The sequence below is a fragment of the Salipaludibacillus neizhouensis genome (assembly GCF_002886185.1).
Lineage (GTDB): Bacteria > Bacillota > Bacilli > Bacillales > Salisediminibacteriaceae > Salipaludibacillus > Salipaludibacillus neizhouensis.
Genome location: NZ_KZ614146.1, coordinates 1,974,104 through 1,987,568, shown reverse-complemented (window position 1 = coordinate 1,987,568; position 13,465 = coordinate 1,974,104). Strand labels below are relative to the sequence as shown.

General features: G+C 38.4%; 14 protein-coding genes and 1 pseudogene. 12 read left to right on the top strand and 3 right to left on the bottom strand.

Annotated elements, in window-relative coordinates:
• Positions 1-44 precede the first annotated feature (44 nt).
• Complete coding sequence (gene selB / locus CEF18_RS09255) at positions 45-1,940, top strand: selenocysteine-specific translation elongation factor (protein WP_110936202.1); 1,896 nt, start codon at positions 45-47, stop codon at positions 1,938-1,940.
• 249 nt (positions 1,941-2,189) lie between these two features.
• Here the strand turns inward: selB and selD are convergent, their stop codons facing one another.
• Complete coding sequence (selD, locus tag CEF18_RS09250) at positions 2,190-3,233, bottom strand: selenide, water dikinase SelD (protein ID WP_407690415.1); 1,044 nt, start codon at positions 3,231-3,233, stop codon at positions 2,190-2,192.
• Between the two features lie 201 nt (positions 3,234-3,434).
• Between selD and CEF18_RS27140 the strand changes: the two are divergent.
• From CEF18_RS27140 to selA, 3 genes and pseudogenes are all read left to right on the top strand, one after another.
• Positions 3,435-3,632 (top strand): annotated as a pseudogene (locus tag CEF18_RS27140) (SelT/SelW/SelH family protein); the annotation flags it as partial.
• 143 nt (positions 3,633-3,775) lie between these two features.
• Positions 3,776-3,910, top strand: a complete 135-nt coding sequence (locus tag CEF18_RS26830) for a hypothetical protein (RefSeq protein WP_259457887.1) — start codon at positions 3,776-3,778, stop codon at positions 3,908-3,910.
• A 311-nt stretch (positions 3,911-4,221) separates the two neighbouring features.
• Positions 4,222-5,643 carry an L-seryl-tRNA(Sec) selenium transferase gene (gene selA / locus CEF18_RS09240; protein WP_110936199.1) on the top strand — a complete coding sequence of 474 codons (1,422 nt, stop codon included), beginning with the start codon at positions 4,222-4,224 and terminating at the stop codon, positions 5,641-5,643.
• Between the two features lie 89 nt (positions 5,644-5,732).
• Here the strand turns inward: selA and CEF18_RS09235 are convergent, their stop codons facing one another.
• Complete coding sequence (locus CEF18_RS09235; protein WP_110936198.1) at positions 5,733-5,876, bottom strand: small acid-soluble spore protein P; 144 nt, start codon at positions 5,874-5,876, stop codon at positions 5,733-5,735.
• A 115-nt stretch (positions 5,877-5,991) separates the two neighbouring features.
• Between CEF18_RS09235 and CEF18_RS09230 the strand changes: the two genes are divergently transcribed.
• From CEF18_RS09230 to CEF18_RS09205, 6 genes are all read left to right on the top strand, one after another.
• Positions 5,992-6,243 (top strand): hypothetical protein, encoded by a 252-nt coding sequence (locus CEF18_RS09230; protein ID WP_110936197.1) that lies wholly within the window; start codon positions 5,992-5,994, stop codon positions 6,241-6,243.
• Positions 6,244-6,549: 306 nt separating this feature from the next.
• Positions 6,550-9,273 (top strand): aconitate hydratase AcnA, encoded by a 2,724-nt coding sequence (acnA, locus tag CEF18_RS09225; protein WP_110936196.1) that lies wholly within the window; start codon positions 6,550-6,552, stop codon positions 9,271-9,273.
• A gap of 331 nt (positions 9,274-9,604) precedes the next feature.
• Positions 9,605-10,306, top strand: a complete 702-nt coding sequence (locus tag CEF18_RS09220; RefSeq protein WP_110936195.1) for a DUF421 domain-containing protein — start codon at positions 9,605-9,607, stop codon at positions 10,304-10,306.
• An 85-nt stretch (positions 10,307-10,391) separates the two neighbouring features.
• On the top strand, positions 10,392-10,526 hold the full coding sequence (locus tag CEF18_RS09215; protein WP_110936194.1) for an FbpB family small basic protein: 135 nt from the start codon (positions 10,392-10,394) through the stop codon (positions 10,524-10,526).
• A gap of 23 nt (positions 10,527-10,549) precedes the next feature.
• Entirely contained in the window at positions 10,550-10,690 is a 141-nt protein-coding gene (gene sspN / locus CEF18_RS09210; RefSeq protein ID WP_110936193.1) for a small acid-soluble spore protein N, read from the top strand.
• A gap of 552 nt (positions 10,691-11,242) precedes the next feature.
• On the top strand, positions 11,243-11,740 hold the full coding sequence (locus tag CEF18_RS09205) for a VanZ family protein (protein ID WP_110936192.1): 498 nt from the start codon (positions 11,243-11,245) through the stop codon (positions 11,738-11,740).
• Between the two features lie 5 nt (positions 11,741-11,745).
• Here the strand turns inward: CEF18_RS09205 and CEF18_RS09200 are convergent, their stop codons facing one another.
• Complete coding sequence (locus CEF18_RS09200) at positions 11,746-12,396, bottom strand: TVP38/TMEM64 family protein (protein WP_110936191.1); 651 nt, start codon at positions 12,394-12,396, stop codon at positions 11,746-11,748.
• 125 nt (positions 12,397-12,521) lie between these two features.
• Here CEF18_RS09200 and CEF18_RS09195 point away from each other — a divergent pair, with 125 nt between their 5' ends.
• Both CEF18_RS09195 and CEF18_RS26825 read left to right on the top strand, forming a co-directional pair.
• Complete coding sequence (locus CEF18_RS09195; protein ID WP_259457888.1) at positions 12,522-13,187, top strand: DMT family transporter; 666 nt, start codon at positions 12,522-12,524, stop codon at positions 13,185-13,187.
• A gap of 32 nt (positions 13,188-13,219) precedes the next feature.
• Positions 13,220-13,453: a DMT family transporter gene (locus tag CEF18_RS26825; RefSeq protein ID WP_263053809.1), complete on the top strand. Its 234-nt coding sequence runs from the start codon at positions 13,220-13,222 to the stop codon at positions 13,451-13,453.
• The last annotated feature ends 12 nt before the right edge of the window (positions 13,454-13,465 follow it).

Below are 13,465 nucleotides of genomic sequence, written 5' to 3'. Positions count from 1 at the left end.
CGATAATGAAGGAGAGATCCTTTAAAAGCAATGGAGGGAAAACCATGCCTAAACGTTTTCAAACGATTGGAATGGCTGGACATATCGATCATGGAAAAACGACATTAACAAAAGCACTCACCAATATAGAAACTGACCGCTTGAAAGAAGAAAAAGAAAGGGCTATTTCGATTGAATTAGGGTATGCCCGACTGGAGCTGGACGCTAAATCACAAGTATCGATTATCGATGTTCCGGGACACGAGAAATTTATCCGGCAAATGATTGCAGGTGTGGCAGGGATTGATTTAGTTCTTCTTGTCGTAGCTGCCGATGAAGGCGTAATGCCTCAAACGGTGGAACATTTAGATATTCTTCAGTTACTGGGCATCCATCAGGGCTTAATTGTGGTCACAAAAATGGATCAAGTCGAAGAGGACATGAAGGAGTTCATCGAAGCGGATATAAATGATCAAATTGAAGGTACATTTCTAGAAGGAACGGAATTTCTTTTTGTGGATAGTGTTTCTGAAAAAGGTATCCCTGAACTAAAACAAAAAATTACAGAGCGTTTGGCCGATATTCCTGTTAAGGATGTTAAAGGAGCTTTTCGACTTCCTATTGATCAAGTCTTTACCGTTCATGGACAAGGAACAGTTGTTCGAGGGACAGTTTATGAAGGAAGGGTTAAGGAAGCGGATATTCTAGAACTTCTTCCCCAAAAACAAAAGGTTAGGGCCAGGCAATTACAAGTTCATCATGAGCCGCAAAAAGAGGGAAGTGCCGGTCAGCGTGTGGCAATAAACCTTGGTGGCGTATCGAAACAGGACATTCAACGAGGGGATGTCCTAGTTTCGACGCAGCACTATACAACAACGGACACGATCGATGTTTCATTAGATACGGTTAAGCAACTTCAGTATCCATTGAAGCAGCGCGGGTATGTGAAAATGCATGTTGGAACAGCAGAAGTATATGGAAAGATAGTCTTTTTTGATCGTAATGAACTAACAGAAGGAAAAGATGTTCTATGCCAGTTAAGGTTAGATAACCCCGTTGTTACGAAACGGGGGGACCGCTTTATCCTTAGAAGACCAAGCCCTGCTGAGACGATTGGTGGAGGAAGTGTGATAGATGCTTCCGGTGAAAAATATAAGTTTGGTGAGGCTACGATCGAGAAGTTGTCCCGAAAAAAAGAAGGGACTCCTGAAGAACGGTTTATTGATGTATTGAAGCAAAACAAAGGAATGACTGAAAAGGAAGTTTTAAATGAATTAGCGATTGAACAAGATGAGTTCTATGCTTTGAATCAAAAGCTGACAGCTGATGAAACAATACTGTTCCTAGATAATTTCTTTCTATTATCTGCTACCTATGACGAGGCAATGGCGTTAATAAAAGAAGATCTTCAATCCTTTCATGATCATAATCCGCTTCGGGAAGGTAAAGATCTGGCACAAGTAAAACAAGATTTTTCATTTTATGGAAAAGAAGTTGCGGCGGCGATTATTCAGAGGGCGATTAAAGGGGATGATTTGGAAAAGAAAGGATCATTCGTTTTGATTCCAACGTTTCGCCCTCATTATCCTTCGCAGTGGAAAAAGAGAATGGAACAAGTCGAGACAACCATTTTTCAACAAGGTATAGAGGTCGAAACTTTCTCTCACATAGTTGAGCAAGCAGGTATACCAGAAATTCTTATCGAAGAATTAAAACATTATTTTATCAGATCGGGCGTTTGTATCCATTTAGATGAGAAACATCTCGTGTCTTCTCAAGTATTGGATAAAGTCATGACAACGTTAAAGAAAGATACTGAGAACAGATTCACGCTTCAGGACGCAAAGAGTTCACTTGGTTTAAGTCGTAAATACCTTGTTCCAATCATGGAAAAAATAGACGAGCTAGGCTATACGAAGAGAGATGGTCAGGAGCGTGTTTGGGTCAGGGAGCTTGAATAAAACATGAAAAGAGTGTCTAAAGCCATTTTGGCTTAGTAGACACTCTTTTTCTTGAAAGAAATTACAAAAGACGGCTATGCCGTTTTTCTTACGAGGTAAGAATTTATAAAATTAGCAGCTACCTTCACACCGCACGTATCAAGGGAAACCCACATCCTTTCGAGTAGCACCTACACACACTACGTAGGTGCTACTCGGGGGCGGCGGAAGCTGACGCTGTATTTAACAAAAACGGCTATGCCGTTTTTCTTATTTCACGTATATGTCTTTCTCTTTTCTTTCCGTGACTTCTCCAATGATATAAGCGCCATGAGAGGATTTCTCTTTCATTTCTTCCACATATTTACTTGCTTCATCTTTAGATAAGCTAACTAAGAGTCCGCCAGAAGTGATCGAGTCACACAAAATCAACTGGTCATAATCTTTGAGTGCTTTATCGTATTCGATGTTATCCTTTAACCAAGTATGGTTGTCGATTGTCCCACCAGGAACGACGCCTGCTTCTGCATGTGTTTTTGCACCATCAAGAACGGGGACGCTTTGATAATCAATGTTGAAACTAACCTTACTCCCACTGGCCATTTCGTATCCGTGACCAAGTAATCCAAAGCCCGTGACATCCGTCACAGCGTGAGGAGAATAATTTTTTAGGGTTTCAGCTGCCGTTTTGTTTAATGTTGCCATTGTTTTCGTCGCAGCTTCTGCTTCTTCATCGGAAGCTTTATCCCTTTTAATGGCTGTCGTTAGTACGCCGATTCCAATTGGTTTTGTTAAAACTAACTGATCACCGGGCTGAGCTCCTACATTTTTAAAAATGCGGTCTGGATGGACAACTCCTGTACAACTTAAGCCAAATTTAGGTTCATCATCATCAATTGTATGACCACCAGCAATAACAGCTCCAGCTTCTTTTACTTTATCCGCTCCACCTTTAAGGATAGCAGCTAATACTTCATGAGGGAGTTTTTTAATTGGAAAACCAACAATATTCAGAACTGTTTTAGGTTCTCCGCCCATTGCATAAACATCACTTAATGCGTTTGCGGCCCCAATTTGTCCAAACATGTATGGATCATCAACAATCGGTGTAAAATAATCGACCGTTTGAACGAGTGCAATTTCATCTGTTAATTTATAGACACCGCCATCATCAGATGTGTCGAGTCCAACTAGAAGATTGGCGTCTTCTTTTGAAGAGGGTAAGTGACGCAATACTTGCGCCAGGTCATCAGGACCAATTTTACATCCTCAACCAGCTTTTTTAGTCATTGATGTTAATCGTATACTTGTAATATCTTTTGTCATGTTAGGGTGACACCTCCTTGTCTATCCATTATAAACAGTATCGGTAATATCATTCAAATGATCAAACCTACCCGATGGCATGCTTGGGAAACTTTTGCTACAATAAACCTATAAATGAAGATAAAGGAGCGATGTAAAATGGGTTTAAAAGTTAAAATTGAATTTTGCATGCAGTGAAATTATGCCCCTAAGGCTGCGAGTTTCGCAGAAGATGCCTTTGGAAGCCTTCGTTCAGACATTGAATCAATGGAATTAATACCAAGCTCTGGTGGTGCTTTTGAAGTCACTGTCAATGGAAAGAAAATATATTCGAAATGGGACACAGGAGAATTTCCGCAACATAAAGAAATTATTCATGAGATGACAACTTTAAAAAATAATTCATAAAGGGAAGGTAATGGCTGTTTGGGAAATCGTATCAAACGAATTCTCGAACAGCTTTTCTAGGTGAAAAGATTAGTATTAGAAGGTCCGGGTATAGGAGCGTTAATAGCGTCTATTGTAAAATTAAAAATGAAAGGGTGTTTTTCTTGAATGCCTTATGTAATGGAATATATATTTTTTTAGGAATTGGACTTGCTTTTTATGCAGCTGGATTACTCAAAGATTGTTTGGAAAAGCAGGAAATACTGCGAGAAAGAGAAAAATTCGAGACTGGTGAATGATTTTTTGGGGGAAAATAAAAAAAGGTGGTCAATAAAGACCACCTTTTTCGTCGAGTGAATAGTAAGTCGTGTGGGGCCAAATCGATGTGTATCTTTCGTAAACACCTCATTTTTCGTTTGATGACATGCCTTGCTGATTGTTTTCTTAAACGTTGTTCAAGCGAACCACCCCTCAAGGAACATATACATTTGAACGAATCCCGTAACCGTCTTTCACTCTTGCGAAGAAAGTTAATAACCTTCTTCAACAATAGCTTAACCAGGAGTGCGAAAATATATTAATGGAAAATTTATGAAAGTGCGGTGAAAAGATGAATGTAAGTCTGCGTGACCTTCCTTCCGTGCATGAATTATTAGCTTCTGCCTCTTTAAAAGACATCATGAATCAAAAAAAAGTGCCGGGAATACTGGCGAAAGAATGGGTTCAGTCAGAATTGGAAAATCTAAGGCAGGAAATAGTAGCAGGGGAGTTTGAGGCAGAAAAACTGTCACGAGAGTTTTTCACAGAGATTTTGGTAAATAAATTTCATTATAAAGCAAAAAATTACCAACCCTATCGGTTACGTAAAGTTATTAATGCAACTGGAACCGTATTACATACGAATTTAGGTCGAGCCAGACTAAGTGAACGAGCCATTCAGCAGGTGGTGGAGACATCGACCAATTACTCTAATTTAGAATATGAATTAGAGTCGGGTAAAAGAGGATCTCGACATGACATTATTGAAGGATTGCTTGTGAAAGCATCAGGTGCAGAAGCTGCAATGGTTGTGAATAACAACGCAGCCGCAGTTTATTTAGTTTTACGATCGTTAGTAAAAGGTTTTGAAGCGGTCGTCTCTAGAGGAGAGCTCGTGGAAATTGGCGGTTCTTTTCGAATCTCTACGATCATGGAAGAAAGTGATGCAACACTTAGAGAAGTAGGAACAACGAATAAAACCCATCCTTATGATTATGAGGATGCGATAAATGAACAAACAAAAATGTTTATGAAAGTGCATACGAGTAATTTTAAAACAGTTGGATTTACGAAATCAGTCTCAACAAAAGAATTAAGACAAATCAGAGATAAACATGAGGACAATGATATTATTATTTACGAAGATTTGGGGAGCGGTTCTCTTTTTCCTTTTTCTGAACACGGTATTGGTGAAGAACCAATTGTACGAGACTCATTAAGGCAGGGAGCGGATATCATTTCTTTTAGCGGTGATAAATTGTTAGGTGGTCCTCAAGCGGGAATCATCGCCGGTAAAGCCGACTATATTGCGCGTCTAAAAAAACATCCTTTGGCTAGAGTTCTTCGTGTAGATAAAATGACGCTTGCAGCATTGGAAGCCACTCTGTTTGATTATGTGTATGGAGCGGAACAACAGCAACACATTCCTGCTTTAAGAGATATTTTGAGATCAAAAGTAGAAATAACGACGCAAGTTCATTCATTTATCGAACAGATGGAGGACAAGCTGGTGAACATTTCCTTGACCGGTGTGGAGGATCATTCACAAGTAGGAGGAGGAACGATGCCGGTAGAAGAGCTTGCTTCCTACGGTCTGCTCGTGAAAAAACGGAAGACCAGCGCAAATGAGTGTGAAATTCTTTTGAGAAAGGCGAGCACACCTATTATTTCACGGATGAAAGATGGGCAAGTGTTTCTCGATTTCAGAACGATCTCATCAGCTGACGAAGCGATAATAGAACAAGTTCTCATTACATTAGATAAAAAATTGTAACTTTTGTTTGTAGTGGTTTCCAGTGAAAAGGACACCCACTAGTTTGTGCGGATGCCCTGCTCATCGAAGTAAACCCGGCATTTTATAACCTAGTTACGGCCGCCATGAGTTTGAGAAACATGATTTTTTTGCTTTGTTTTATGGGACCCTTGAAGAGGTTCGGGCTGAGTAGTCGGTTGATTTTTATTTTTCGGATTTGCACGACGCTGAGATTTATACGTATTTTTTTCCATTTACTACCCTCCTTCATTAAAAAGATTATTCTTAGTTTTTCCAGAGAGCAACTAGGATACTCATGGACACATATACCATACTAAGATTATCTAGATGAAGGAGGATGATGAGGAAATGCCTTACAATAAGAATAAACAACAAGCATTTCAAGCAGCACAGCAAGCTTATGTCCAATTGGAAGAAGCATTTCAGCAATTAGATGAAGAATCACCTGACTACGGGCACCAGTCAAAGGAAGCACATGAAGAACTGAATGAAGCAGAACAAATAATTCAAAAAGCATATATCGTTGCGTCGGAACATCAGAAGCGACAATTGGATAGTTACTCCCAAGAATTGGCTCAACGAAAAAGTGATTTAATTTAAATGTAATAAGGCTTATCGACTAATCCTGGATACGGGTAATCGATAAGCCTTTTTAAATATCTCCCAGGCGGAACTGAGTATGTTTTACGAACAAAGAACAATCTTTTTATATAAAACTACCATTTAAAGAAATGAAACATAGCACATAAGTTTTTGATAAGATTCCTAATAATAAAGCTTTTTACGTGCGAAAAACCCAATAAAATGTTATTATTAAACTTGTGAAAATAATAGAATCTCTCAAAAAAAGGTTTTAGACAATTATGAAATTGTATTATATGATAGTATCTGAAGGAGGGAATACATATGTCAAATGAAAACAAAGCATTGTATAATTCAAAGAAAACATTTGAAGCTAGTGGAAAGACCTATCACTACTATGATTTGAAAGCGATTGAAGAAGCTGGTGTTGGAAGTGTATCCAGCCTCCCGTACTCCATCCGTGTACTTTTAGAGTCTGTTTTAAGACAACACGATGGTCGGGTGATTAAAGAAGAACACGTGGAGAATTTAGCGAATTGGGGAACAGATAAAGTGAAAGCGATTGACGTTCCATTTAAACCTTCTCGAGTAATTCTTCAGGACTTCACAGGTGTCCCGGCTGTAGTTGACTTAGCATCCTTGCGAAAAGCAATGGCAGACTTTGGTGGAGATCCGACACGAATTAATCCGGCTATTCCGGTAGATTTAGTTGTTGACCACTCTGTCCAAGTAGATAACTTTGGAAAAGCGGATTCTCTATTTAAAAATATGGAACTAGAGTTCAAACGTAATGAAGAAAGATATAAATTCTTAAACTGGGCGCAAAAATCATTGGATAACTACCGTGCGGTCCCACCAGCAACAGGGATTGTTCACCAAGTTAACCTTGAGTATTTAGCAAATGTTGTTCAAAATGCTAAAAATGCCGATGGTGAAACAGTTGCATATCCGGATTCATTAGTTGGTACGGATTCCCATACAACAATGATTAACGGTCTAGGTGTACTAGGTTGGGGTGTTGGTGGTATCGAAGCAGAAGCTGGTATGCTGCAGCAACCTTCTTATTTCCCAGTTCCGGAAGTTGTGGGTGTAAAGCTTGAAGGTTCTATGCCTGAAGGAGCTACAGCTACGGATTTGGCGCTTAAAGTGACACAAACTTTACGTGCACAAAACGTAGTAGGTAAATTTGTAGAATTCTTTGGTCCTGGCTTGTCAGAAATGACATTAGCAGACCGCGCAACGATCTCAAACATGGCTCCTGAATACGGTGCTACGGTTGGATTCTTCCCGGTAGATGAGGAAACATTAAACTACATGCGTCTTACTGGACGAAGCGAAGAACTTGTTAATTTAGTAGAAACATATACGAAAGCTAACAGCATGTTCTATACGCCTGGTCAAGGAGATCCTGAGTTCACCGAGGTTGTAAAAATAAATCTATCAGCAGTTGAGCCTAACTTAGCTGGTCCTAAGCGTCCCCAGGATTTGATTCCTCTTTCTGCAATGAAAGAAGAATTCAACAAAGCATTGACGTCTCCTGTAGGCCCCCATGGGTTTGGATTAACTCCAGATGAGATTTCAAAAACAGTTGATGTAGTCCATCCGAATGGGAACAAATCAACATTAAAAACTGGTTCATTAGCTATTGCAGCTATTACTAGCTGTACAAACACATCTAACCCGCATGTTATGTTAGGTTCTGGTTTGTTGGCTAAAAATGCAGTAGAAAAAGGATTAACTGTACCGGACTATGTTAAAACAAGTTTAGCTCCAGGTTCAAAGGTTGTTACTGGTTATTTAGATGATGCAGGTTTAACTCCTTTCCTTGATAAGCTTGGTTTCAACACGGTAGGGTATGGCTGTACTACCTGTATTGGAAATAGTGGTCCGCTTCCAGAAGAGATCGAAAAAGCAATTGCTGACAGTGATTTAACTGTTTCTTCTGTACTAAGTGGTAACCGTAACTTTGAAGGACGTATCCATCCACTTGTAAAAGCTAACTATCTAGCATCACCACCACTAGTTGTTGCTTATGCATTAGCTGGAACAGTTGATATTGATCTTCAAACAGAGTCACTTGGTAAAGACCAGGATGGAAATGATGTATTCTTTAAAGATATTTGGCCGTCCAATGCTGAAATTCAGAAAGCACTTGATCAATCAGTTGATCCAAAGCTCTTTAAGAAAGAATACGAGCGAGTGTTTGATGATAATGAAGAGTGGAATAATCTTGAAACAACAGATGGAGATTTGTATCAATTTGATCCAGATTCCACGTACATTCAAAATCCTCCATTCTTCGAGAATCTTTCTCCAGATCCTGAGGATGTAGCAGAGCTTAATGATTTGCAGGCTGTTGCAAAACTCGGTGATTCTGTGACGACAGACCATATTTCACCTGCTGGAGCAATCGGTAAAGATACTCCTGCTGGAAAATATCTCATTGAAAAAGGATTGTCACCAGCTGAATTTAACTCTTATGGTTCACGTCGTGGTAACCATGAAGTAATGATGCGTGGTACATTTGCAAATATCCGTATTAAAAACGAATTAGCTCCCGGAACAGAAGGTGGTTTCACTACTTACTGGCCAACTGGGGAAGTTATGGCGATTTATGATGCGTGTATGAAGTATAAAGAAACGGATACAGGATTAATCGTTCTTGCTGGAAAAGACTACGGCATGGGAAGCTCTCGTGACTGGGCAGCAAAAGGAACGACATTACTTGGAATTAAGACGGTAATTGCTGAAAGCTTTGAACGTATTCACCGTAGTAATCTTGTACTAATGGGTGTTCTTCCACTTCAATTCAAAGCTGGAGACAGTGCAGAATCTCTTGGATTAACTGGTAAGGAACATTTTGATGTGAAGATTACAAATGAAATTCAACCGCGTGAGCATGTTACTGTAGTTGCAAAAGATCCCGAAACAGGGAAAGAAACAACTTTTGATGTACTAGCTCGCTTTGACAGTGAAGTTGAAATTGACTACTATCGTCATGGTGGTATTTTACCGATGGTACTTCGAAACACTATGCAAACAACTTAAGAGCTAATCCATTATTAGGCACTGAAAAAGTAGATTTTACTTTTTCAGTGCTTTTTTAATGTAATGAGCGAAGCTACAGCAGTTTTATTCTATTAGGAGCGTTTTTTTTGCTATAGGCTCGCGGACATTCACGGAAAGCGAGTGGTCATTCTACCAAATACTTTTCTAGATAAACAAACCATCTAAATAAGTTTTTTCAATGGAATGATGATTGTAGCCTTTGTTCATTTAATTTCATTCTCATTTCATTTTGTCCTTTATTTCTTTTACATATATCCCTAAATTACTGATCATACTAGATGGAGAACATAATTAAAGTAGGTGGGTTGTTATGCCTGATTTTTGGCTAGGTGATGAAGGATTACCTATATCAGGGTTTATCATTAGAGCAGGGATAATATACATCTATATGTTTCTGCTAGTTAAAGTATTAGGGCAACGTTCCATGACAACGATGAATCCGATTGATTTTTTATTTGGGGTAATTATAGGGGATGTGCTTGGAGAACCGTTAGCGGATGGTGAAGCTCCTTTACCAGGTCCAATGAGTGCAGCCGCATTTATTGTGGGGATCCATTTATTTTTGTCCTATATTGCTTTGAAACTACCTAGATTCCGCAGAATCATTGAAGATGAACCTATTGTCCTCATGGAAAAAAGTAAAATTCTTCATAAAAATATGTCCAAAGCTAAAGTGACTGTGGATCAATTAATGATGGATTTAAGACTGAGCAGTGCCATTGATTTAACGGAAATAGACTATGCTGTGTTAGAATCGAATGGTCAAATTAGTGTGATTAAGAAAACGAAACATGAGGCCTTAACACCTTGGGATAGCGGGAATGAACCTGTTGATAAAGGGTATCCATCTGTGATTGTATTAGATGGAAGATATGTGGATGGAAATATTAAGAAAAAAGTTTCACGTTCATGGGTGGATGAACAACTAAGTCTCCGAGGTTATGGATCTGTGAAGGATGTCTTTCTTATGACGGTAGATGAGCAAAAAAATATTTATTTAAGTGAAAAATAAAGGTACCGGTACATTTATGCGTATATCTCTGGTAGAGTTTGGCAGATAATGATAAAGGCAGGCTTTTCCTGAAGGAGGCACTTAAATGAGCAGAAGAAAAAAACTAAAGTTCAAGGATTTGTTTAACGAAAATTTAGACACGTTGCTTAGAGATAAACAGGAAATAGAAAAAATTGAAAGACGAATTGAACAGCGTCATATTGATAAACTAGGGATATAACGTTAAGTTTGGGGGTGAGTAAAATGGGGCAAAAACACACTAGCGCACAATTTAGACCCGAATTTCCTGGGACTCAATCTGTAAAAAGTGACGCGAATAAAGGCAAACAAATGAATACAAAAGGTTCTAAAAACCCTGATTATGTTCCTGACAAAGGAAAGTAAAGTTGTTTAAAACAGGACAATTTCAAAGATAAAATAAGGAAAGAAGCGATATTTCGCTTCTTTCTTTTTTTTTGTTAGATAATTCACAAAATACTTATTAAATGATTGTTTTTTCGTCGTACAAAGAGGTCGGAATTCGCTCTAGGCGGACGCTTTCCGCGGGCAATGCTTCGGCCTCCTCGGAGAAAAATCGCCCTACTGGGTCTTCAATCGTTGCTAATCCCGCAGGAGCAACCGCCTTCACTACTTCGAGCTTTTGAAAATTATGGTTAAGAAAGCACCTGCTTTTATTTTAAATAATACGCTAAGCGTTTTTCTTATGATATTTTACATATTAGTATTTACTACACGTCTCTCTTTTTCTTCGCTATGTAAAATTAAAGATGGCTCTTTGTTTTTTTTAGAGGTTTTCCCTTGTCAAACATACAACGTTCATATGATAATGAAACAATGTCGTGAAAATAGGATTTACGTAGAAAAGAGAAATTATAATTTAGAGTCAATCATAGATATTATACACACATACTAAATTTCAGTAAAAGGAGGCATACGATGGCTCCGGTTAAAAATAAAAACCGTCCACCTACTTTTTTAATTCTTATTACATTTCTATCATATATGGGAATATTGTTTTATGTTACGTTTTTTGCTTGGAACTACGGGTCTTCCTTTGGTCCTGCTGGTCCTGGGGGAAGAAACTATAATCTCGATCCTTTCCTCAGTATTTATCGTATTGCAGTGTTTAGTGATAATTGGGGAGCCCCTTTTCGAATACTAGTTGGGAATGTGTTGTTATTTATTCCCTTTGGTTTTCTTTTTCCTTTCGTGATTCACCGAATAAAAAAGTCAAAACAAGCAACAAGTTTTTTTCTTACTATTTTTCTAGCTATGCTTCTTTCCATTTTTATAGAGGTAAGTCAATTTTTATTTACGTTCAGAGTTGCTAATATTGATGACGTCATTTTAAACACATTAGGTGGAATTATAGGAGCCACTTGTTACAGAGTAGGTGTCATTATTAAACTAAACTTTAAAAATAATATAAGATGACCGATTTAAGCTCTGTTAGGATCAGTCTTTGATTTCTCAACTTTTCCGAGCCAAGTTTTATAGAATAGATAAATAATTGCGAGAAAGGCACCATAACCAGCTATCATATAAAAGAGATCTATAGGGTTCGTGACTATTGTATGTCCTGCGATAGCAAAAAGCATCATTGATGGAATTTTCCCGAGAGCTGAAGCGATGGCATACAGAACGAAGGGGACTCTGCTTAAAGCTGCATAAGCGTTAATTATAATAGAAGGGATTACTGGAATCATTCGCATAATCGTAACGGACATAAAAGCATTCTGTTCAAAAAGAAGGGTTAATTTCTTTGTAGCAGCGTATTTTAACAGTACTTTTGTGCCGAATGCTTGAAAGCCACCGTACCTGATGAGTGAGAAAAATAAGAAAGAAGCTAAAGTAGAGCCTGCCCAAATGATTAAGGCGCCAATTGTCGGTCCGTAAGCAGCACCAATGACACCTCCTACAACGGGGTAAGGAATGACTGGAAAGAACGACATAAATGTCGCGATGACAGTAGTAAGAAATAGATGGTCTTGCTCCGTATTTTGGATCCAATAAAGGAAAGATTCGTGATATAGAAAGAGCACGATAATTAGAAAAAAAGTTCCGGTAATGACTGAAATTTTCCGATACATATGTATGACTCCTTTAGATTAATTAAGGTAGATTAAGTATACACGAAACCTTGCCCTGTATGAAAAACAAAGGCTTTATAAATGTTCAAAACTGAAAATATACATTTCCTAAAGGAGTTCATTCTGTGAGTAATTTATTAAGAGAGAAACCATGGCTCATATACATCATGCTAGCTTTAGCAACAAGTAGCTGGGGGAGTGCCTTTATAGCGGGTAGCTTCGCAACGCAAGATTTAAGTCCAATTGTAGTTGCATTTTTTCGATTCTTTTTTGCTGCTGTTATTCTCATTCCAATTATGATATTTCTTGATAAAGGCGGTAGGAGACCAAAAGGTTCTGAATGGTTCCTTATGGCGCTGTTAGGTCTTACTGGAATTGCTTTATATAACATTGCTTTTTTTATTGCTACTAGAGATGCTCCTGTTGTGAAAAGCTCTTTGTTTATTGCTGCTAATCCGGTTTTAATTACTATTTTATCCGGTCTCTTCTTAAAAGAAAAAATCAAGGGAAGACATATTGCAGGTTTGATGATCGCGATTTCAGGTGCGTTTATCATTATCACTGAAGGAAATGTCGGGAAAATTATTGCTCAAGGATTCGCACCAATAGATCTTATTCTGTTACTGGCAGTGATTTGTTGGGCACTTTACAGTGTTCTAGGAAAAGTAGCGCTACAAAGATTCAGTTCCATCACAAGTACAACCTATGCTGTTGTATTAGGTACACTCATGTTGCTGCCTTTGGCGGTGTTTGACTCGTCTTTTTCAACACTAGGTGAAGCGAGTTTTTAACGTGGACTTCAATCATACATATGAGTATCATAGTGTCTGTAGTTAGTTTTATTATGTATTACCAAGGAATCAAAATGATCGGTGCTGCGAAAGCATCGATTTTCATAAATTTAATGCCATTATCAGCGATTATTCTTGCAGTGGTTTTCCTAGGTGAGGTATTCCTTCCTATCCATATGGTTGGTGCATTATTAGTTTTAACCGGAGTAACCATTGGTACAAGAAAAAGTGCAAAAGTAAAAGAATCAAAAGCAGTGAAGGCGTGATTTATCAAACAG

Excerpts from the sequence above, each read along its gene's own strand:
- selB (WP_110936202.1), top strand. The coding sequence starts at position 45 with ATGCCTAAACGTTTTCAAACGATTGGAATGGCTGGACATATCGATCAT.
- selA (WP_110936199.1), top strand. The coding sequence starts at position 4,222 with ATGAATGTAAGTCTGCGTGACCTTCCTTCCGTGCATGAATTATTAGCT.
- CEF18_RS09235 (WP_110936198.1), bottom strand. The coding sequence starts at position 5,876 with ATGGAAAAAAATACGTATAAATCTCAGCGTCGTGCAAATCCGAAAAAT.
- CEF18_RS09230 (WP_110936197.1), top strand. The coding sequence starts at position 5,992 with ATGCCTTACAATAAGAATAAACAACAAGCATTTCAAGCAGCACAGCAA.
- acnA (WP_110936196.1), top strand. The coding sequence starts at position 6,550 with ATGTCAAATGAAAACAAAGCATTGTATAATTCAAAGAAAACATTTGAA.
- CEF18_RS09220 (WP_110936195.1), top strand. The coding sequence starts at position 9,605 with ATGCCTGATTTTTGGCTAGGTGATGAAGGATTACCTATATCAGGGTTT.
- CEF18_RS09215 (WP_110936194.1), top strand. The coding sequence starts at position 10,392 with ATGAGCAGAAGAAAAAAACTAAAGTTCAAGGATTTGTTTAACGAAAAT.
- sspN (WP_110936193.1), top strand. The coding sequence starts at position 10,550 with ATGGGGCAAAAACACACTAGCGCACAATTTAGACCCGAATTTCCTGGG.
- CEF18_RS09205 (WP_110936192.1), top strand. The coding sequence starts at position 11,243 with ATGGCTCCGGTTAAAAATAAAAACCGTCCACCTACTTTTTTAATTCTT.
- CEF18_RS09200 (WP_110936191.1), bottom strand. The coding sequence starts at position 12,396 with ATGTATCGGAAAATTTCAGTCATTACCGGAACTTTTTTTCTAATTATC.